Annotated in this window: 20 protein-coding genes; 11 read left to right on the top strand and 9 right to left on the bottom strand. The window is 69.4% G+C overall.

Features of this window, described 5'->3' with window-relative positions:
* Positions 1-4: 4 nt before the first annotated feature.
* A complete protein-coding gene (locus tag LXN57_RS29000; protein WP_251801373.1) occupies positions 5-790 on the bottom strand; it encodes a class I SAM-dependent methyltransferase in 786 nt (261 codons plus the stop codon).
* Between the two features lie 47 nt (positions 791-837).
* On the opposite strand from LXN57_RS29000, the gene LXN57_RS28995 reads away from it, so the two are divergent.
* Positions 838-1,425: a helix-turn-helix domain-containing protein gene (locus LXN57_RS28995; RefSeq protein ID WP_251801372.1), complete on the top strand. Its 588-nt coding sequence runs from the start codon at positions 838-840 to the stop codon at positions 1,423-1,425.
* On the opposite strand, the gene LXN57_RS28990 is transcribed toward LXN57_RS28995, so the two are convergent.
* From LXN57_RS28990 to nadA, 3 genes are all read right to left on the bottom strand, one after another.
* Positions 1,422-2,045 (bottom strand): DUF3043 domain-containing protein, encoded by a 624-nt coding sequence (locus tag LXN57_RS28990; protein WP_251801371.1) that lies wholly within the window; start codon positions 2,043-2,045, stop codon positions 1,422-1,424. The two genes, LXN57_RS28995 and LXN57_RS28990, sit on opposite strands and share 4 nt — an antisense overlap.
* 113 nt (positions 2,046-2,158) lie before the next feature.
* Positions 2,159-3,517, bottom strand: coding sequence for a UDP-N-acetylglucosamine 1-carboxyvinyltransferase (murA, locus tag LXN57_RS28985; RefSeq protein WP_221376206.1), 1,359 nt, complete (start codon positions 3,515-3,517; stop codon positions 2,159-2,161).
* Between the two features lie 211 nt (positions 3,518-3,728).
* A complete protein-coding gene (gene nadA, locus LXN57_RS28980) occupies positions 3,729-4,907 on the bottom strand; it encodes a quinolinate synthase NadA (RefSeq protein WP_251801370.1) in 1,179 nt (392 codons plus the stop codon).
* 92 nt (positions 4,908-4,999) lie between these two features.
* On the opposite strand from nadA, the gene LXN57_RS28975 reads away from it, so the two are divergent.
* From LXN57_RS28975 to LXN57_RS28960, 4 genes are all read left to right on the top strand, one after another.
* Positions 5,000-6,106, top strand: a complete 1,107-nt coding sequence (locus LXN57_RS28975) for a glycerate kinase family protein (RefSeq protein ID WP_251801369.1) — start codon at positions 5,000-5,002, stop codon at positions 6,104-6,106.
* A 164-nt stretch (positions 6,107-6,270) separates the two neighbouring features.
* Positions 6,271-6,639, top strand: coding sequence for an iron-sulfur cluster insertion protein ErpA (gene erpA / locus LXN57_RS28970; RefSeq protein WP_251801368.1), 369 nt, complete (start codon positions 6,271-6,273; stop codon positions 6,637-6,639).
* A gap of 184 nt (positions 6,640-6,823) precedes the next feature.
* Positions 6,824-7,807, top strand: coding sequence for a carbohydrate kinase family protein (locus tag LXN57_RS28965; RefSeq protein WP_251801367.1), 984 nt, complete (start codon positions 6,824-6,826; stop codon positions 7,805-7,807).
* A gap of 28 nt (positions 7,808-7,835) precedes the next feature.
* Positions 7,836-8,339, top strand: coding sequence for a P-loop nucleotide/nucleoside kinase family protein (locus LXN57_RS28960; RefSeq protein WP_251801366.1), 504 nt, complete (start codon positions 7,836-7,838; stop codon positions 8,337-8,339).
* A gap of 58 nt (positions 8,340-8,397) precedes the next feature.
* Here LXN57_RS28960 and LXN57_RS28955 read toward each other — a convergent pair whose 3' ends face one another.
* Both LXN57_RS28955 and LXN57_RS28950 read right to left on the bottom strand, forming a co-directional pair.
* On the bottom strand, positions 8,398-8,610 hold the full coding sequence (locus LXN57_RS28955) for a sulfurtransferase TusA family protein (protein ID WP_251801365.1): 213 nt from the start codon (positions 8,608-8,610) through the stop codon (positions 8,398-8,400).
* A complete protein-coding gene (locus tag LXN57_RS28950) occupies positions 8,607-9,749 on the bottom strand; it encodes a cysteine desulfurase family protein (RefSeq protein WP_251801364.1) in 1,143 nt (380 codons plus the stop codon). Before LXN57_RS28950 ends, LXN57_RS28955 begins: the two co-directional genes overlap by 4 nt.
* A gap of 168 nt (positions 9,750-9,917) precedes the next feature.
* Here LXN57_RS28950 and ctaC point away from each other — a divergent pair, with 168 nt between their 5' ends.
* Together ctaC and LXN57_RS28940 are read left to right on the top strand one after the other, a co-directional pair.
* Entirely contained in the window at positions 9,918-10,877 is a 960-nt protein-coding gene (gene ctaC, locus LXN57_RS28945) for an aa3-type cytochrome oxidase subunit II (RefSeq protein ID WP_438872925.1), read from the top strand.
* A gap of 7 nt (positions 10,878-10,884) precedes the next feature.
* A complete protein-coding gene (locus LXN57_RS28940; RefSeq protein ID WP_251801363.1) occupies positions 10,885-11,310 on the top strand; it encodes a cytochrome c oxidase subunit 4 in 426 nt (141 codons plus the stop codon).
* Positions 11,311-12,063: 753 nt separating this feature from the next.
* Here the strand turns inward: LXN57_RS28940 and trpD are convergent.
* The 3 genes from trpD to LXN57_RS28925 all read right to left on the bottom strand — a co-directional run bounded on the left by trpD (position 12,064) and on the right by LXN57_RS28925 (position 14,661).
* Positions 12,064-13,122: an anthranilate phosphoribosyltransferase gene (gene trpD, locus LXN57_RS28935; protein WP_251801362.1), complete on the bottom strand. Its 1,059-nt coding sequence runs from the start codon at positions 13,120-13,122 to the stop codon at positions 12,064-12,066.
* 39 nt (positions 13,123-13,161) lie between these two features.
* A complete protein-coding gene (locus tag LXN57_RS28930) occupies positions 13,162-13,599 on the bottom strand; it encodes a hypothetical protein (protein ID WP_251801361.1) in 438 nt (145 codons plus the stop codon).
* Positions 13,600-13,683: 84 nt separating this feature from the next.
* Positions 13,684-14,661: a cytochrome c oxidase assembly protein gene (locus tag LXN57_RS28925; RefSeq protein ID WP_251801416.1), complete on the bottom strand. Its 978-nt coding sequence runs from the start codon at positions 14,659-14,661 to the stop codon at positions 13,684-13,686.
* A gap of 126 nt (positions 14,662-14,787) precedes the next feature.
* Here LXN57_RS28925 and ctaE point away from each other — a divergent pair, with 126 nt between their 5' ends.
* The 4 genes from ctaE to qcrB are packed head-to-tail and all read left to right on the top strand — an operon-like array spanning position 14,788 to position 19,003.
* A complete protein-coding gene (gene ctaE, locus LXN57_RS28920) occupies positions 14,788-15,387 on the top strand; it encodes an aa3-type cytochrome oxidase subunit III (protein WP_221376195.1) in 600 nt (199 codons plus the stop codon).
* 51 nt (positions 15,388-15,438) lie between these two features.
* Positions 15,439-16,287, top strand: coding sequence for a cytochrome bc1 complex diheme cytochrome c subunit (gene qcrC / locus LXN57_RS28915; RefSeq protein WP_251801360.1), 849 nt, complete (start codon positions 15,439-15,441; stop codon positions 16,285-16,287).
* A complete protein-coding gene (gene qcrA, locus LXN57_RS28910) occupies positions 16,284-17,390 on the top strand; it encodes a cytochrome bc1 complex Rieske iron-sulfur subunit (RefSeq protein WP_251801359.1) in 1,107 nt (368 codons plus the stop codon). The genes qcrC and qcrA overlap by 4 nt, the downstream gene beginning before the upstream one ends.
* Positions 17,387-19,003, top strand: a complete 1,617-nt coding sequence (gene qcrB, locus LXN57_RS28905; protein WP_251801358.1) for a cytochrome bc1 complex cytochrome b subunit — start codon at positions 17,387-17,389, stop codon at positions 19,001-19,003. Before qcrA ends, qcrB begins: the two co-directional genes overlap by 4 nt.
* Positions 19,004-19,107: the final 104 nt, after the last annotated feature.

The following is a 19,107-nucleotide window of genomic DNA, read 5'->3' as shown; positions in this document are numbered from 1 at the left end:
GAACCTAGCGGCGGGCCAGCCAGACCGTGCGATCCGTGCGGACGCTGAGGTCGTCGCGGCCGGGCAGACCGGCCACCACCCGGTCGAGGGCGGCCAGGTCGGTGGCGGTCAGTCGGTCCTCCAGGCCGTGGCGCATGCGGCTCAGGGTCACCACGGCGTAGCGGGCGGCGGCCGGCGGCAGCGGCGCGGGCAGGGCGATGTCGAAGTGGCGTTCGGTCAGCTCGGTGAAGCCGGCCTGGCGGATGCGCTCGCCCCAGTTCTCGTGCATGTGCAGGCCGGCCTCGTGGCGGCGCTTGTCCATCTCGGCGTGGCCGGCGTCTTCCACGGGCTCGTCGGGAGTGCCGGTGAGGAAACGGGGGAACGAGTCGAGCTCGGCGATCACCAGGAGGCCGCCGGGGCCCAGAACGGTGAAGGCTGAGGCCAGCGCCTGGGCCGGGTCGGCCATGTGGTGCATCGAGGAGGCGGCCCAGACCACGTCGACGGGGCCGAAGGCGGGCCAGGGTTCGTCGAGGTCGGCCTCGACGGTGCCGATGCGGTCGCCGAGGCCCGCTTGCTGGGCCCGGGCGCGCAGGTGGGCCAGCATCTCGGGGTCGACGTCGACCGCCGTGACGCGGGCGCCGGGCAGTTCGCGGGCCAGGGCGAGTGAGCCGGTGCCGCTGCCGGCGCCCAGGTCGACGATGCGGGGGTTCTCGGCGGCCTCGCGGCCTACCCAGGCGATGACGTCGCTGTGGTAGTCGTGCAGGACCTCGGCGTCCAGGTCGAGCATTTCGATCATGTGGTCGTGAGCCATGTCCCGAAGGTAGCCGCGCCTTGCTGTCAGCGCATAGCATCTTGCGTATGAAGCAAGACCAGAATTTGGAGGCGGTGGTCCGGCAGCGGATCCGGGGATTGCGGGTGGCCCGCGGCTGGTCCCTCGACGAGCTGGCCGGTCGTTCGCTGCTGAGCCCGTCCACCCTGAGCCGGATCGAGACGGGGCATCGGCGGATAGCCCTCGACCAGATGGCCGCGATCGCCCGCGCGCTCGGCACCACGATCGACCAGCTGGTCGAGTCCGAGGCCGACGACGACGTGGTGATCCGCCCGCACCAGCATCCGGATCGCGGCGTCACGACCTGGCTGCTGTCGCGCGACAGTGGTCAGACGGTGGCCAAGATGCGGATCACCCGCAAGGTGCCCGACCAGCTGCGGGTGCACCCGGGGCGCGACTGGTTCACCGTGCTCTCCGGCACCGTCGAGCTGCGGCTGGGCGACCGTACGATCCTGGTCGGCACGAACGAGGCGGCCGAGTTCTCGACGATGGTGCCGCACGCGTTCGGCGCGCACGGCGAGCCGGCTGAGGTGCTGTGCATCCTCGACCACGAGGGCCAGCGCACCCACCTCGGGCCGGGGCGGCCGGAGGAGCCGGGTCAGCCGGAGGGGAGCTAGACCGCTTGGCCGAGCTCGACGCGCGGCTTGGGGACGCGCATGCGGCGGAAGGTCAGGCCGCGCATCACGCCGTAGATCTGCAGCGAGCCGACGCGCTGGGTGGTCTTGGGGAAGCGCTCCTTCACGAGGCGCTTGACCTTGCGCGCGATGAGCACGCTGTCGATCACCACGCCGATGGCGAGCAGCAGCCACAGCAGGTTGCTGGCGAGCTGGACGGCGGAGATCTGCACGGTCGAGCCGATGAGCACGATCAGCGCGCCGCCGAAGAAGTAGGTGCCGACGGTACGGCGGCTGTCGATGATGTCGCGCACGAGCGCGCGTTCGGGGCCGCGGTCGCGGGCCAGCAGGTAGCGCTCGTCGCCGGCCTTCATGCCCGCGGTCGCCTCGGCCCGTTCCTGGCGCTGCCGCTCGCGCATCTGCTTGACCTGCTCGCGGCGGTTGGCCGGGGCGGCCGTCTCGGCGCCGAAGCGGCGGCCGGTGGTGACCCGCTTGGGCGTGACCTGGCCGAGCTCCTTCTTGCTGGGCGTGTAGCTCTTCGGACGCGACTCGGCCGACGTCACCTCCTCGACTTCCTCAGGAGCGGCGACGTCGGACTGCTTGCGGCGAAAGAGCGAGGGCACGCTCAGAGAGTAGCCAAGCGGCGCGGTGTGTTTCACACCGCGCCGCTGATAGTGATGAAAGAGAGGCTGTTACTGCCGGTTCATTTCGGTTTTCCGCTGCGGGTCAGCTCAGCTCAGTTCTGCCGCTCGACGTGCGCGCCCAGGGCGGCCAGCTTGTTCTCGAAGTCCTCGTAGCCGCGGTTGATCAGGTCCACCCCGTACACCCGGGAGGTGCCCTCGGCGGCCAGCGCCGCGATCAGGTGGGCGAAGCCGGCCCGCAGGTCGGGGATGACCAGGTCGGCCGCGTGCAGCTTGGACGGACCGGCGATGACCGCGGAGTGCTTGAAGTTGCGGCGGCCGAACCGGCACGGCGTGCCGCCCAGGCAGTCGCGGTAGACCTGGATGGTGGCGCCCATCTGGTTCAGCGCGTCGGTGTAGCCGAGCCGCTGCTCGTACACGGTCTCGTGCATGATCGACAGGCCGCGGGCCTGGGTCAGCGCGACCACCAGGGGCTGCTGCCAGTCGGTCATGAAGCCGGGGTGCACGTCGGTCTCGAGGGCGACGGCCTGCAACTCGTGGCCGGGGTGCCAGAACTTGATGCCACCCTCGGCGCCGGTCACACCCGGGCGCGCCACCCGGTCGTCGGTGATCTGGAACTCGCCGCCGATCGAGCGGAAGACGTTGAGGAATGTCATCATGTCGGCCTGGCGGGCGCCGAGCACCTCGATCTCGCCCTTGGTCGCGAGCGCCGCGGCGGCCCAGCTGGCCGCCTCGATCCGGTCCGGGATCGGCTTGTGCTGGTAGCCGTGCAGCCGCGGCACACCCTGGATCTCGATGACCCGGTCGGTGTGCACCGTGATGATCGCGCCCATCTTCTGCAGCACGCAGATGAGGTCGATGATCTCGGGCTCGATGGCCGCGTTGCGCAGCTCGGTGACGCCCTCGGCGCGGACGGCGGTCAGCAGCACCTGCTCGGTCGCGCCGACGCTCGGGTAGGGCAGCTCGAGCTTGGCCCCGTGCAGCCCGTTGGGCGCGCTCAGGTGCATGCCCTCGGGCTGCTTGTCGACGACCGCGCCGAACTCGCGCAGCGCCTGGATGTGGAAGTCGATCGGGCGCGGGCCGATGTGGCAGCCGCCCAGGTCGGGGATGAACGCGTGCCCGAGGCGGTGCAGCAGCGGGCCGCAGAACAGGATCGGGATCCGGCTGGAGCCGGCGTGCACGTTGATCTGGTCGGTGCTGGCGCTCTCGACGTTCGTCGGGTCCATCACCAGCTCGCCGTCGTCCTGGCCGTCGCTGACCTTGACGCCGTGCAGCTCGAGCAGGCCGCGGACGACCTCGACGTCACGGATGCGCGGGACGTCGAACAGGCGGCTCGGCGACTCGCCCAGCAGGGCGGCCACCATCGCCTTCGAGATGAGGTTCTTGGCGCCACGGACCCGGATCTGACCCTGCAACGGCGTACCGCCGTGCACGACCAAGACGTCGTCGGTCAACGTAACCTCCAGCCGGTGGGCGCGAGGGGAGCGCCCGAAGATGATCGAGGGGGCAGACGGGTTGGGGGTACCCCGTTTCTGCAACCGGGTGAGCATAGCGCTGAGTGACAAGGACGCCAGTCACACAACGCGCGGGAGGCCGTGAAAAGCCGACAGTTAAGACAGCGGAAAGAAAATCGCGCGCTGTACGGATCTTGCCGACTACATTCCGTTACGGCAGGGCAAGCATCTGGTCCAGCGCGACACGCGCGTGCTTGGCCGTTTCCTCGTCCACCGTGATGACGTTCGGCACGCGGCCGGCGACCAGTTCCTCCAGCGTCCACACCAGGTGGGGGAGGTCGATGCGGTTCATGGTCGAGCAGTAGCAGACCGTCTTGTCGAGGAACATGATCTGCTTGTCGGGGTGGGCCAGGGCCATCCGGCGTACGAGATTCAGCTCGGTGCCGACCGCCCAGGCCGACCCGGCGGGCGCCGCGTCGAGCGCCTTGATGATGTATTCGGTGGAGCCCACGTAGTCGGCCGCCTGGACGACGTCGTGCCGGCACTCGGGGTGGACCAGCACGTTCACGCCGGGCACCCGCTCGCGCACGTCGTTGACGCTGTCGAGCGTGAAGCGGCCGTGCACGGAGCAGTGCCCGCGCCACAGGATCATCCGCGCGTTCCGCAGCTGCTCGTCGGTCAGGCCACCCTGCGGCTTGTGGGGGTCGTAGAGCACGCAGTCGTCGAGGTCGAAGCCCATCTCGAGCACCGCGGTGTTGCGGCCCAGGTGCTGGTCGGGCAGGAAGAACACCTTGCTGCCCTGCTCGAACGACCAGTCGAGGGCCCGCTTGGCATTCGAGGACGTGCAGACCACGCCCTCGTTGCGGCCGACGAAGCCCTTGATGTCGGCCGAGGAGTTCATGTACGTGACCGGGACGGTTTCGCCCGCGATGCCGAGGTCTTCGAAGTGCTCCCACGCGGTTTGCACCTGGCCCAGCACGGCCATGTCGGCCATCGAACAGCCGGCGGCCAGGTCGGGCAGGATCACCTGCTGCGCCGGCGTGGTCAGGATGTCGGCGCTCTCGGCCATGAAGTGCACGCCGCAGAACACGATGAACTCGGCGTCGGGCCGGGCCGCGGCCTGCTGAGCGAGCTTGAAGGAGTCGCCGGTGACGTCGGCGAACTGGATGACCTCGTCGCGCTGGTAGTGGTGACCGAGCACGAAGACACGATCGCCCAGCGCGGCCTTGGCGGCGGTGGCGCGGGCGACCAGATTGGGGTCGCTGGGGGCGGGCAGCTCGCCCGGGCAGTCGACGCCCCGCTCGGAGGCGGGGTCGCTGCCCCGGCCCAGCAGGAGCAGCGCGGTCGCGGTGTTCGAGGGTTCGGTCCAGGTCGACGTCACATCAGCCATCGTCGCACAGCCGGAGCGGGCGATCGCCGTGGCGAATGGCACAGCCGCCGGGCCGCTCAGGGGTGGCGGACGGGGGCTGCCACACTCATCGCGTGCGCGTGCTGATCTGTCCGGACAAGTTCGCCGGAACCCTCTCCGCCCTCGAAGTGACCGAGGCGGTCGTGGCCGGTTGGTCGCGCCCCGACGAGTTGATCCGGCGGCCCCTCTCCGACGGCGGGCCGGGGTTCATCGAGGTGCTGGCCGGGGCGACCGGCGGCCGCCGGATCGCCGTGCCGACGGTCGACCCGCTGGGCCGGCCCGTCGAGGGCGAGATTCTGCTGGTCGGCGCCACGGCGTACGTGGAGAGCGCGCACGCCTGCGGCCTGCACCTGCTGACGCCGGAGGAACGGGATCCGAACTCGGCCAGCTCGTACGGGCTGGGCCTGCTGCTCATGGCGGCGGTCGAGGCGGGCGCGGCCGAGGTCGTGATCGGGCTCGGCGGGTCGGCGGTCAACGACGCCGGAGCGGGCATGCTGGCCGCCCTGGGTGCCCCGCCGGTCGACATCGCCGGCTACGCCCTGCCGTACGGCGGCGCCTACCTGAACGCGGCCGCCTCGCTCGGTGGCGCTCCCCGGTTGCGGCAGGTGAGCCTGATCGCCGCGACGGACGTGGACAACCCGCTCACCGGCCTGCACGGCGCGAGCAACGTCTTCGGCCCGCAGAAGGGCGCCAGCCGGGAGGACGTCTACCGTCTCGACGCCGCCCTGGAACAGTTCGCCGGCGTACTGGAAAAGGCTTTCGGGGTCGAGGGTCTGCAGCAGGCGCCCGGCGGGGGAGCAGCCGGCGGCATCGGCGCGGCGCTGATCGCCCTGGGTGGCCGGGTGGTCTCGGGCATCGGGCTGGTCAGCACGGCGATCGGGCTCGAGCGGGAGCTGGACGCGGCCGACCTGGTGATCACGGGAGAGGGATCCTTCGACCACCAGTCGCTGCGCGGGAAGGTCGTGGCCGGCATCGCCAACGCCGCCCGCGACCGTGGGCTGCCCTGCATCGTGCTGGCCGGGCGCAACGAGACGGGCTACCGGGAAGCCGCCGCGGCCGGTGTGACCGAGACGTATTCCCTGACCGAACATTTCGGCAGCACCGAAATGGCGCTGACCGAGCCCGCCCGAGGGCTGCGTGAGCTGGCCGGACGTCTTTCGGAGCAGTGGAGCCGCCGGTAACCCCCGTTGATCTTTGGTTTGATCAGGCCCAGCGGTGAAACAAGCCACCCGGATTGGGAATCATGGGGATTCGGGCTAGCGTTGGCCAGTACGGCAGCATGTCCGAGCCTTCCGGCAGCGGAAACCCGGGCAACACCTAGTTCGACCTGGCAGGGAGATACCTAGTGACCACTGAAGCGCACACCGAGTCGGTCGAGGCGACCGCCCCGTCCGGCGTCATCCTGACCGACATCGCCGCGGTCAAGGTCAAGGCCCTGATCGAGCAGGAAGGGCGCGACGACCTGCGCCTGCGCATCGCCGTTCAGCCCGGTGGCTGCTCCGGCCTCCGTTACCAGCTCTTCTTCGACGAGCGCTCGCTCGACGGTGACGTCGTCAGCGACTTCGGCGGTGTCGAGGTCGTCGTCGACCGGATGAGCTCGCCCTACCTGGCCGGTGCCACGATCGACTTCGCCGACCGGATCGACGCTCAGGGCTTCACGATCGACAACCCCAACGCGCAGAACTCCTGCGCCTGTGGTGACTCGTTCCACTGACAAATACGGTGTAAAGGGATAACCCGCCCACGACCCTCCAGCGGATAGCCTTCAGTCCGCTTTATGGGTGGTGGGCGGGGCGGTTGTAGGGAGGCCGCCTCGTTAACGGGGCGGCCTGCTGTCGTTCACGAGCCGGTAGGCTGCGTACGTAAGCCCCCCGTAACCAAAGACCCCGAGGGCCCACATGAAGATCGCCGTCACCGGCTCGATCGCCACCGACCACCTGATGCACTTTCCCGGGCGGTTCACCGACCAGCTCATCGCGGACCAGCTGCACAAGGTCTCACTCTCGTTTCTCGTCGACGACCTGGTGGTCCGGCGCGGCGGCGTGGCGCCCAACATCGCGTTCGGCATGGGCAAGCTCGGCCTGCGCCCGATCCTCGTCGGCGCGGTCGGCGCCGACTTCGCCGACTACCGCTCGTGGCTCGAGCGGCACGGCGTCGACTGCGACTCGGTGCACATCAGTGAGGTGGCCCACACCGCCCGGTTCGTCTGCACCACCGACGACGACCTCAACCAGATCGCCTCGTTCTACGCCGGCGCCATGGCCGAGGCCCGTAACATCGAGTTGAGCCCGGTGAGCGAGCGTGCCGGCGGCCTCGACCTGGTGCTGATCGCCGCCAACGACCCGGCGGCCATGGTGCGCCACTCCCAGGAGTGCCGGGCCCGCGGCTACAAGTTCGCGGCCGACCCGTCGCAGCAGCTCGCCCGCATGGACGGCAGCGACGTGCTGACGCTGATCAGCGGGGCCGAATACCTGTTCACCAACGACTACGAGCGCTCGCTGCTCGAGACCAAGGCCGGGCTCACCGGGGACGAGGTGCTCGAGCAGGTGCGGATCCGGGTCACCACGCTCGGCAAGGACGGCGTCGAGATCACCGGACGCGACATCGAGCGCATCCACGTGCCGGTCGCGCGCGACGTCATCCCGCAGGACCCGACCGGCGTCGGCGACGGCTTCCGGGGCGGCTTCTTCGCGGCGATCTCGTGGGGTCTCGGCCTGGAGCGGGCGGCCCAGGTCGGCTCGCTGCTGGCCGCGCTGGTGCTCGAATCGGCCGGCGGCCAGGAGTACGAGGTGCGCGGCGAGGACTTCGCCAAGCGCTTCGCCGACTCGTACGGCGACGCCGCGGCGGCCGAGATCAAGCAGTTCCTGCCTTCCGGTAACTGAGTCTGCCTGCATAGTTTCGGGGGGATCCATGGTGCTGGCCGTCTTCGCCGGGTTGCCCGGCGTCGGGAAGAGCACACTCGCGGCGCGGGTGGCCAGAGAGCTGCCCGCGTGCGTGCTCGCGGTCGACACCGTCGACTTCGCGCTCCAGCGCTACGAGGTCGTCGAGCCGAGACCCGGCTTCGCGGCGTACGGCGCGGTGGCCGCGCTGGCCGAGGTCCAGCTCGGCATCGGCCAGCACGTGATCATCGACGCGGTCAGCCCGGTCAAGGCGGCCCGCCAGCTCTGGGTCGAGGTGGCCGAGCGGGCCGGCGTGCCGCTGCGGGTGATCGAGGTGGTGGTCGGCGACGACGCCGAGCACCGCCGCCGGGTCGAGAAGCGCTACCAGAACCGTGACCACGAAGGCGTGCCCGACTGGGTGCGCGTGCTGGAGCGGCAGGCCGAGTACGAGCCCTACCTGGGCCCGCGCCTGGTCGTCGACACGTTCCTGGCCCGCGACCCGGTCGGCCCGGTGCTCGAATACCTGAGCCTTTAGACGACTTCAGGGGTGGCGGTCGAGACGGTCGGACGGTTGAGTGTTCAGCTGGCGGCCTTCAGCTGAGGCGCCGCACTTCGAAGGCGTTCCCGGCGGGGGAACCCAGGTACTCCTGGTGCTTCATCCGGCACCACGCCGGGATGTCGTTCGCGGCGGCCGGGTCGTCGGCGAGCACGCGCACCACGTCGCCGACCTCGACCTTCCCGATGTGCTGGGCCAGCTTGATCACCGGCAGCGGGCACTTCTGACCCAAGCAGTCCAGCTCGATCACATGCCCGCCTCTCGCCGGATGCCCGCGACGAGGCCGGGCAGCACGGCCAGGAACCGATCGACGTCGGCCTCGGTCGTGTCGCGGTGCAGCGAGACCCGGACGTTGCCGTGGCTGAGCACGCCCATCGCCTCCAGCACGTGGCTGGGCCGCAGCGTCGACGCCGTGCACGACGAGCCCGACGACACCGCGAAGCCGGCCCGGTCGAGCGCGTGCAGCAGCGCCTCCCCGTCGACGTAGAGGCACGAGAAGGTCACCAGGTGAGGCAGCCGCAGCTCCGGATCGCCGACCACCTCGACGTCGGGAACGGTCGCCGGCACACGCTCCCGGATGCGCTCGACCAGGGCACTCAGCCGTACAGCCTCGCTTTGGGCCGCCGTACGCACCGCTCGCAGGCTCGCCGCGGCCGCGACCAGAGCCGGCAGGTTGGCGCTGCCGGGTGCCCCCGGACGATAAAGATCATCTTGCGGGTACGGTGAGATCCAGCGCACACCCTTGCGGACCACCAGGACACCGACGCCCGGCGGGCCGCCCCACTTGTGCGCGCTCGCGCTCAGCAGCGACCAGCCCGGCGGCACGTCGGCCCGGCCCACCGACTGGGCGGCGTCGACGAAGAGCGGCACACCCGCCTCGTCGCAGTAGCCGGCCGCGGCCGCCACCGGCTGCACCGTGCCGACCTCGTGGCTAGCGCTGATCAGCGAGGCCATCGCCACCCCGGGCGCTGCGACCGCCCGCTCCCAGGCTTCGAGGTCGAGCCGGCCGAGGCGGTCGACGCCCACCTCGACCGCCTTGCCGCGCGCGGCCGCGTGCAGCACCGCCGAGTGCTCGATCGCCGAATGCACCAGCGTGTCGCCCCGCCGGGCACGTCCGGCGAGCGCGCCGAGCACCGCGGCCTGGGCGGCGGCTGTGCCCGACGGCCAGAAGGACACCTCGTCGTCGCGTACGCCCAGGACCTCCGCGAACGCGGCCCGGGCCGCCTCGGAGAGCTGCTGGGCCCGCCGGCCCGCGGAATAGAGCCGCGCCGGGTCGGCCCAGCCGTCGGCGAGCGCCGCCAGCAGTGCTTCCCGCGCCACTGGATGCAGGGGAACAGCTGTCGCCGCATCGAGGTATGCCGGACCGGCGGGAACGCCCGTGTATTCCACCCCGGGAACGGTATCGTCCGATTGTCGGCGGGTATACGCGCACCACTGAAGATCGGACCCCGCAACGGTGGGGGAGGGCCTGGTCGAGTAATGTGCGACCGTCGGTAACGCCTGGCCACTCGTGTCCTTTTCGGGCGGGAGGCGGCGCTGCTAAGGAGGCAAGAGCAGGTGAGCGCAAAAGGTTCGGCCGCACGGCCGCGAGCGGCAGTCCGGGGCGCCGGGCTCGGTCTCGGCGGGTCGTTGCTGCTGCTGGTGCTCTCGGGGTGTTCCGTCGACGGTGTCGGCGAGGCCTTCGGCCACTTCGGATGGCCCGGCAAGGGCATCACCTTGCAGGCCCACAAGATGTACGACTTGTGGATCGCCTCGACGATCGCCGCGCTGATCGTCGGCGTCTTCGTGTGGGGCCTGATCTTCTGGTGCATCATCCGGTACCGCAAGCGCGGTGACGAGCTGCCCGTGCAGACGCGGTTCAACATGCCGATGGAGGTGCTCTACACGGTCACCCCGGTGCTGATCGTGGCGGTGCTCTTCTACTACACGGCCATCGTGCAGACCGACGTGGACAAGCTGTCGAAGAACCCCGACCAGGTCGTCGAGGTCGTCGCTTTCAAGTGGAACTGGCAGTTCAACTACCGCGACGGCATCGGTGAAGAGGCCAACACGGTCGCCTCGACGGTCGGCTCCTCCGACGTCATCCCGATCCTGGTGCTGCCGACCGGCAAGAAGATCCGGTTCGAGGAGACGAGCAGGGACGTCATCCACTCGTTCTGGGTGCCCGAGATCCTGTTCAAGCGGGACGTCTTCCCGGGCAACGTGCGCAACACCTTCGAGATCACTCTCGACAAGGAGGGCCGCTACGTCGGCCGCTGCGCCGAGCTCTGCGGCACGTACCACGCGTTCATGAACTTCGAGCTGGTGTCGGTCTCGCCCGAGCGGTTCGACCAGTTCCTCGCCGCGAAGAGGGACGGCGCCAACACGCAAGAGGCGATGGCGGCGATCGGCTTCACCGGCGACAAGGCGTACGCCACGACGACCGAGCCGTTCAACACGCGGCGCCAGAAGAACAGCTGGAACCAGCAGGACGCGGTGTCCGCCGGCACCGGCGCGGCTGTGACGGCCGGGAAGTAGGGACAGCGTGCGCACCGAATACAAGATCTTCGCCGGCGTCGCCGTCTTCCTCTTCGGAGCGGCCGTCGTCTACGGCATCTACACGCACGAAGCCCTCGGCCAGCTGGAATGGATCGGCACGATCGCGCTGATCCTGTCCGGCCTGCTCTGCTCGATGTGCGGCGGCTTCTTCTGGTTCGTCGCCCGCCGCATCGACCTGCGCCCCGAAGACCGCGAGGACGGCGAGATCGCCGAGGGCGCCGGCGAGATCGGCTTCTTCAGCCCCGGCAGCTACTGGCCGTTCGGCATCGCCCTGTCGGCCACAATCGCCGGCCTCGGCCTGGTCTTCTGGATGTGGTGGCTGGTGGTGTTCGGCATGATCCTGGTGATCGTGTCCTCCAGCGCCATGATCTTCGAGTACTACACGGGCACCCGGCACCCGGCAGAGCACTGAGCTTGCTTCACGGCTGAGCTTGCTGGCTCCGCTTCGCTCCGCGTGGGGCGACCGCCCCTGCAGCTCACTGACTACGTGCGCACGGCAATTTGGCTCGCGGCGCGGTGGCCCTTCCCCGGCGGCGACGGGCCCCGGGCGGCTGACTGGTTACGTGCGCACGGCATTTGGCTCGCGTGCAGTGTGAGCAACCCAAAAACACTTCTCTCCCGTGCGCCCGTTTCCAGTGAGCTGCCGGGGCGGTCGCCGTCAATGAGCAGGCACCCGGTTTCCTGACGCCGCGGGGTTTGCGGCGGCAGGAAACCGGGTGCCTGCTCATTGACCTAAAAGGCGATCGCCCCACGCGCAGCGAAGCGGAGCCAGCAAGCTCAGCAGCCGTACCCACCCAGCTCAGCCAAGGTCAGTTACGCAGCCGCCCGCCTCTGCTGGGGCGCTATGCGGCGGGGCGGGGTGGGGTGGCTAAGCCACAGGTGGGCGACGATAGGGGCGACGACCTCGGCGGCGCCGCAGCGGGTGCAAACGAGCTCCTCCGCCGGGACCTCGAACATCATGTCGCCGTCGCAGATGACACAGCGTGGTTCTCGATCGGACACGGGTGGCTCCTCTCTTCGCCGGAAGGTGGATTACCCGAAACTGATTCCGACGCTGCCACGTGTTTGGGGCATTTGGGAGTATTGGGCCCGGCGTGTCCGCTGTGACTTTGCCCAACCTCGGAGCCGGGGCCGGCAGCTCATCGAAGCCGCCGCCAGGTCTGGCCTATTCGGCGGCTTTGGCCTGCCGGGCCGCGTCCACCCAGCGGGCCAGCAGAGCCGTCGCGGCCCCGGAATCGATCGTCTCCTGGGCTCGGACTATTCCGGCCCGCAGCGTGTCTCTCAGGTCGCCGGGGAAGCCACTCTGAGCGGCGAGGGCGGCCGCCACGTTGAGCACGACGGCATCGCGTACCGCGCCGGGCTCGCCGGCGAACGTGCGGTGGGCCACGTCGGCATTGAACGCGGCGTCGCCACCGCGCAGGGCGGCCGGCTCGCTGCGGGGCAGGCCCAGTTCAACGGCGTCGATCAGGTGCTCCTCGACCTTGCCGTCGCCGGCCTGCCAGACCCGTGTCGGCGCGCCCGTGGTGAACTCGTCGAGCCCGTCCTCGCCCCGCATGACCAGCGCCGAGTCGCCGCGGGCGGCGAACACCGCCGCCATCACGGGCGCCATCCGCTGGTCGAAGCAGCCGACCGCGGCCGCGGTCGGCCGGGCCGGGTTGGTCAGCGGGCCCAGGACGTTGAAGAACGTGGGCACGCCGAGCTCACGACGCGTGACCGCGGCGTGCCGCATGCCGGGGTGGTAGCGGGCGGCGAAGCAGAAGCCGATGCCGGCGCCGGTCACCGTGCTCACCACGCCCTCGGGGCCGAGGTCGAGCGGGATGCCGAAGTGCTCGAGCAGATCGGCGGTGCCGGTCGTCGAGGAGGCCGACCTGTTGCCGTGTTTGACCACTGTCACACCCGAGGCGGCTGTGATGATCGCCGCCATCGTGGAGATGTTCACGGTGTTGGCCCGGTCGCCGCCCGTGCCGACGACGTCGACCGCGCGGGTGCGGACCTCTTCGGGCAGTTCGACGCGGGCGGCGTTGGCCAGCATGGCCTCGACCAGGCCGGCCAGCTCGTCCGGCGTCTCGCCCTTGGCCCGCAGCGCGATCGCGAAACCGGCGATCTGGGCCGGGGTGGCGTTGCCCGTCATGATCTCGCCCATGGCCCAGGCGGTGTCGGCTGTCCCGAGTTCCTCGCCGCGCAGCAGGGCGCTCGTCAGATTCGGCCAGGTGCGTGCGCCCATGGCGGGGCCCCTTCGGGGATGCGGGTCAGTGGGTGCGGGTCAGGGGATCTGGCCGAGCGTGCCCAGCGGGATGGCGCCGTTGCGGCGGGCCCGGAGCATCGCGGCCACCGTCTGCCCGGTGGTGACCGGGTCGAGCGGCATGACCAGGGTCTGGTCGACCTGGGCGTAGGCGGCCAGCCAGCGGTCGGCGGCGCGCGCCAGGACCACGCACACCGGCGGGGGAGTGGCGTACTCGTCCTTGGTCTGCCGGGCGATGCCCAGGCCGCCGGCCGGGGACGCCTCGCCGTCGAGCACCATCAGGTCGATCTCGTACTTGTCGAGCAGGTCGCGGCAGTCCTCCCAGGTGGAGGCGTCGGTGAACTCGACCCGGAGGTCGGCGGCCGGACGCACGCCGATGGCCTGCCGGATGCGGTCACGTACAGCGGCGTCGTCGCTGTAGAGGAGGACCGTGTACTGAGTGACCTGCGCATCGCTCATTTGTTGTGCCTCGGCTCACGTTGTCCATGGAGAATTTTATGGCTGCTCGGGCGGGTACGCGCCCGCCGATCGTAACGGAACCCACTACGCCGTGTCGGAACCCGGTGCGCGGGTGTCGGCGGGTGCTCCGTTTGTGATCTTGGCAGCATCTTCGCGGGCCCGCCCGGCGGCCTCCTCGGCCTCCTGCCGGTCCAGGGCGCGGTCGATCCGGCGGGCCTCGCGTTCGGACTGGCGCACCCACTGCAGGATCAGGATGCCGAGCATCGTGACGCTGACGATCTCGCCCCCGGCCCACAGGATGCCGCCCGCCGTGACCTGGTCGGCCTTGGGGTCGGTCCAGCTCAGGCCGAGGCTGTTGTAGTAGTCGCCGGCCAGCAGCGTCGGGCTCTGCATGATCGTCAGGCCGAGCACCGTGTGGAACGGCACCGACAGCACCATGAGCAGCGCGCGGCCGGGGTAGGGCCAGCGGTTGGGCAGCGGGTCGAGCCCCAGCAGCGGCCAGAAGAACAGGCAGCCGGTGACGATGAAGTGGATGTGGATGAACTCGTGCAGCCACGAGTGCAGCAGCGTCTGCCGGTAGAGGTCGGTGAAGTACAGGACGAACGGGTTGGCCACGAAGATGCCGAACGCGACCAGCGGGAAGGTCAGGACGCGGGCGACCCGGCTGTGCAGCACCGCGAGCACCTGGCGGCGGGCGGGGACGGGCAGCGTACGCAGGGCCAGCGTGACCGGGGCGCCGAGCGCGAGGAAGATCGGGCCCACCATGGACAGCACCATGTGCTGGACCATGTGCACCGAGAGCAGCGTGGTGTCGTACGCCTCGATCCCGGTGACCGTCACCGACGCGATCGAGCCCAGTCCACCGACGACGAACGCCACCGTCCGGCCCACCGGCCAGACGTCGCCCCGCTGCCGCAGCCGGTAGACGCCGTAGCCGTAGAGCGCGGCCGCCACCAGCAGGAACAAGGCGACCAGGCTGCCCAGGTGGATCTCGGTGAAGATCGCGCCCGGGCTGAACGGCGGAAGAACAGTATCCCCGCTCGCGGCGGCGAGTGTGGGCATTTCGGCTAGGTGCACCACCCGAGGCTAGGCCCATCCGGTGGCGGCCAGTAATTCCGGGCTGCAACTCGTGCCTGAATTCGACCCCCCGCAGCACGTTGCACTGATCGCGGGGCAATAATGAGCCTCGTGACAGCGGCCTCAGCCATCGACAAGAGCCGGATCCACTCGCTGACGCGACCGAACATGGTCAGCGTCGGGACGATCGTGTGGCTCTCCAGCGAGCTCATGTTCTTCGCGGCACTGTTCGCGATGTACTTCTCGATCCGCGCGGCGGCGCCCGAGCAGTGGGAGGAGCACACCCAGCATCTCGAGATCCCGTACGCGACGACCTTCACGGTGATCCTGGTGCTCTCCTCGGTCACGTGCCAGCTCGGCGTGTTCGCGGCGGAGAAGGGTGATGTGTTCGCGCTGCGGCGCTGGTTCACCATCACCTTCGTGATGGGCCTGATCTTCGTGCTCGGGCAGGCGAACGAGTACCGCAACCTCGTCCACGAGGGCATCAAGCTCAACGGCGACGGTTACGGCTCGATGTTCTACCTGACGACGGGCTTCCACGGCCTGCACGTCACCGGCGGTCTGATCGCCTTCATCGTCTACATGATCCGTACGACCATGGGTAGGTTCACCCCGGCGCAGGCCACCTCGGCGATCGTCGTGTCGTACTACTGGCACTTCGTGGACATCGTGTGGATCGCGCTGTTCGCCATGATCTATTGGCTGCAGTAGACCCCGCCTTCGTCCATGAGCAACAGGTCTCAACGCAGAGGGATACAACCCATGACTTCTGACACCCCCGCCCGCCGGCGCCTCCGGGTGTTCTCCCGGCGGCGCGGCGTGCCGAGCCGGGCGCGCCGGCGTCTTGGCGCGGCGGTGCGCATGCTCGCCGCCCTGGCGCTTGCCGGCGGCGTCTACACCGCCTTCGCTCCGGGCGCGTTCGCCGACGAGCCGAAGCAGCTCTCCGCCACCGCGCAAGAGGGCAAGCAGCTGTACGACAACAGCTGCATCTCCTGCCACGGCCGCGACGGCCAGGGTGTCGACGACCGCGGTCCCAGCCTGATCGGCGTGGGCTCGGCGTCGGTCGAGTTCCAGGTGGGCACCGGCCGCATGCCGATGACCCGCCAGGAGGCGCAGGCCGAGAAGAAGAAGCCGCAGTTCGACAAGAACCAGGTCAAGCAGCTCGGCCAGTACATCCAGGAGCTGGGTGGAGGCCCCCAGCTGCCCGAGGGTGAGCTGGTCGAGAACCTCGAGGACAACCCCGAGGCGATCGCCCGCGGCGGCGAGCTGTTCCGGGTCAACTGCACCTCGTGCCACGGCTTCGGCGGTGGCGGCGGCGCGCTGTCCTCGGGCAAGTTCGCTCCGGCCCTGCACGCCGCCACGCCCGAAGAGATGTACGCGGCGATGCTGAGCGGCCCGCAGAACATGCCGGTCTTCGGTGACAACCAGCTCACGCCGGAAGAGAAGCGCGAGATCATCACCTACATCACCCTGCAGCTGCAGGAGGACAAGGACCCGGGCGGTCTGTTCAACCTGGGCCGCTACGGTCCGTCGACCGAGGGCGTCGCGATCTTCCTCGTCGGCATCACGCTGCTGGTCTTCACGTCGCTGTGGATTGCGGGGAAGTCATGACCACGCTGCATCACGACGCACCCGACGCTCCCGAGCCGGTGGACGTCGACGACCCGAGGCTCAGCCGCTTCGACATCGTGAAGGAGGGACTGCGCCGCGACGAGATCGAGGTGATCACGTACGAGTCGCAGTTCCACGGCACGAACTCGAAGGCCGAGAAGCGCGTCGTCCGCAACATCGCGCTCCTGTTCATCATCGCGGGCCTGGCCGCGTTCGCCTTCCTCGGCTTCTACATCTTCTGGCCGTGGCGGTTCGAGCTCGGGCACACGATGGGCGACTACTACACCCCGCTGCTCGGCATCACGCTCGGCATCTCGCTGTTCGCGGTGGGCTTCGCGATCCTGGCCTGGGCCAAGAAGCTGCTGCCGCACGAGGTGTCGATCCAGGCCCGGCACGACGGCGCGTCGCCGACCGACGAGCAGAAGATCACCGGCCAGACCATGCTCTTCGTCGGTGACGAGCTCAACCAGGGCGTTCAGCGTCGGCCGCTGCTCAAGGGCGCGATCGGCTTCGGTTTGGCGCCGATCGGCCTGGTCGCCGCGGCCCCGCTGATCGGCGGCCTGATCGAGAACCCGCACAAGGCGGATCAGCCCGACCTGTTCACGACCGGCTTCAGCCCGGTCAAGAACGGCGGCAACCTGGTGCGGCTCACGCGTGACGACGGCACTCCGATCCGGCCCGAGGACGTGAGCACCGGCGGCCAGATGACGGTCTTCCCCGGCGTCCCGCACGGCGCGACCAACGAGTACGCCGACTCGCCGACCCTGCTGATCCACCTGCGGCCCGACGACGCGGAGGAGACGCGGAACAACGCCGCTGCCGACCGCCGCAACGCCGGGTCGATGTGGGGCAACTACGTCGCGTACTCCAAGATCTGCACCCACGCCGGTTGCCCGGCTAGCCTTTACGAACAGCAGACCAACCGCCTGCTGTGCCCCTGCCACCAGTCGCAGTTCCTGATCACCCGGAACGCGCAGCCGATCTTCGGTCCCGCCACCCGGCGGCTGCCGATGCTGCCGCTCGGGGTGGACGAGGAGGGCTACTTCGTGGCAACGTCCGACTTCAAGGACACCGTCGGACCTGACTTCTGGGAGCGGCCGTGAAGCGCCGAACAGGCAAAGCCGATCTTCAACAGGCGCCGGTCACCTTCGCCAAGGGCGTAGACGAGCGGTTCCAGGCCTCCACGCCCCTGCGTGCCCTGCTCAACAAGGTCTTCCCCGACCACTGGTCCTTCCTGCTCGGTGAGATCGCGCTCTTCTCGTTCATCATCCTGCTGCTCACGGGCGTCTTCCTGACCCTGTTCTTCGACCCGTCGATGACAGAGACCGCCTATCAGGGCGCCTACCCGGCGCTGCGCGGCACGGAGATGTCCCAGGCGTACGCGTCGTCGCTGCACCTCTCGTTCGAGGTGCGCGGCGGTCTGTTCATGCGCCAGATGCACCACTGGGCGGCGCTGCTGTTCATGGCGGCGATCGTCGTGCACATGGCGCGCATCTTCTTCACCGGCGCCTACCGCAAGCCGCGCGAGATCAACTGGGTCATCGGCATGGCCCTGTTCCTGCTGGGCTTCCTGGCCGGGTTCACCGGCTACTCGCTTCCCGACGACGGCCTGTCCGGCACCGGTCTGCGCATCGCCTCCGCGATCATGCTGTCGATCCCGGTGGTCGGCACGTGGGTCTCGGCCTCGATCTTCGGCGGCGAGTTCCCGGGCCACCTGATCATCGGCCGGTTCTACATCGCGCACGTGCTGCTCATCCCGGGTGGTCTGCTCGCCCTGATCAGCGTCCACCTGGGCCTGGTCTTCAAGCAGAAGCACACCCAGTGGCCCGGCCCGATGCGCACGAACACCAACGTGGTCGGCGAGCGCATGTTCCCGCGTTACGCGCTCAAGCAGGGCGGCTTCTTCATGGCCGTCTTCGGCACGGTGGCGCTGCTGGCCGGCCTGTTCCAGATCAACCCGATCTGGCTGTTCGGTCCGTACCGCGCCGCCGAGGTCTCCTCGGCGTCGCAGCCCGACTGGTACGTCATGTTCATGGACGGCCTGGTCCGGCTCATGCCGAACTGGCAGATCTACATCGGCGACTACAGCATCCCGCCGCTGTTCTGGCCGGCAGTCGTGGGCCTGGGCTTCTTCACCACCGCGCCGATGGCGTGGCCGTGGCTCGAGGCCCGCAAGACCGGCGACAAGCGCATCCACAACCTGCTGGAGCGCCCGCGCGACAACCCGGAGCGCACCGGCATCGGCGCCATGGCGTTCACGTTCTTCATCGTGGCCACCCTATCCGGCGCCAACGACGTCATCGCCGACAAGTTCCACATCAGCCTCAACGCGATGACCTGGGGCGGCCGGATCGGGCTGATCGTTCTGCCCGCCCTGGCCTACTACCTCTCGGTACGCATCTGCCTGGGTCTCCAGCAGCACGACCGCGAGGTTCTGGCCCACGGCGTCGAGACGGGCATCATCCGGCGCCTGCCCAACGGGCAGTTCGTCGAGGTCCACCAGCCGCTCGGCCCGGTCGACGACCACGGCCACCCGCTCCCGGTCGAGTACGGCGGCTGGGTCGTTCCCAAGAAGATGAACCGGGTCGGTGCCCTGGCGCCGGCGGTCAAGGGCTTCTTCTACCCGGTCGAGAAGCCGTCCGAGGCTCCAGTCTCGCCCGGTATGCCGCCGATCAGCGGCGACACCCGCGAAGAGATCACTTCCGGCCGGAAGTAACACCACAGCACGACGAAGGGGCCCGCTTCGGCGGGCCCCTTTTCGTTCACCGGCGCGGCCCGGCGGATAGCATGGTCGCGACCACTGAGCCCGCACAGCCGAGG

Source organism: Paractinoplanes hotanensis (assembly GCF_023717965.1).
GTDB classification, from domain to species: Bacteria; Actinomycetota; Actinomycetes; order Mycobacteriales; family Micromonosporaceae; genus Actinoplanes; species Actinoplanes polyasparticus.
The sequence above is the reverse complement of the archived record's forward strand: the minus strand, read 5'-3'. Positions and strand labels throughout refer to the sequence as shown.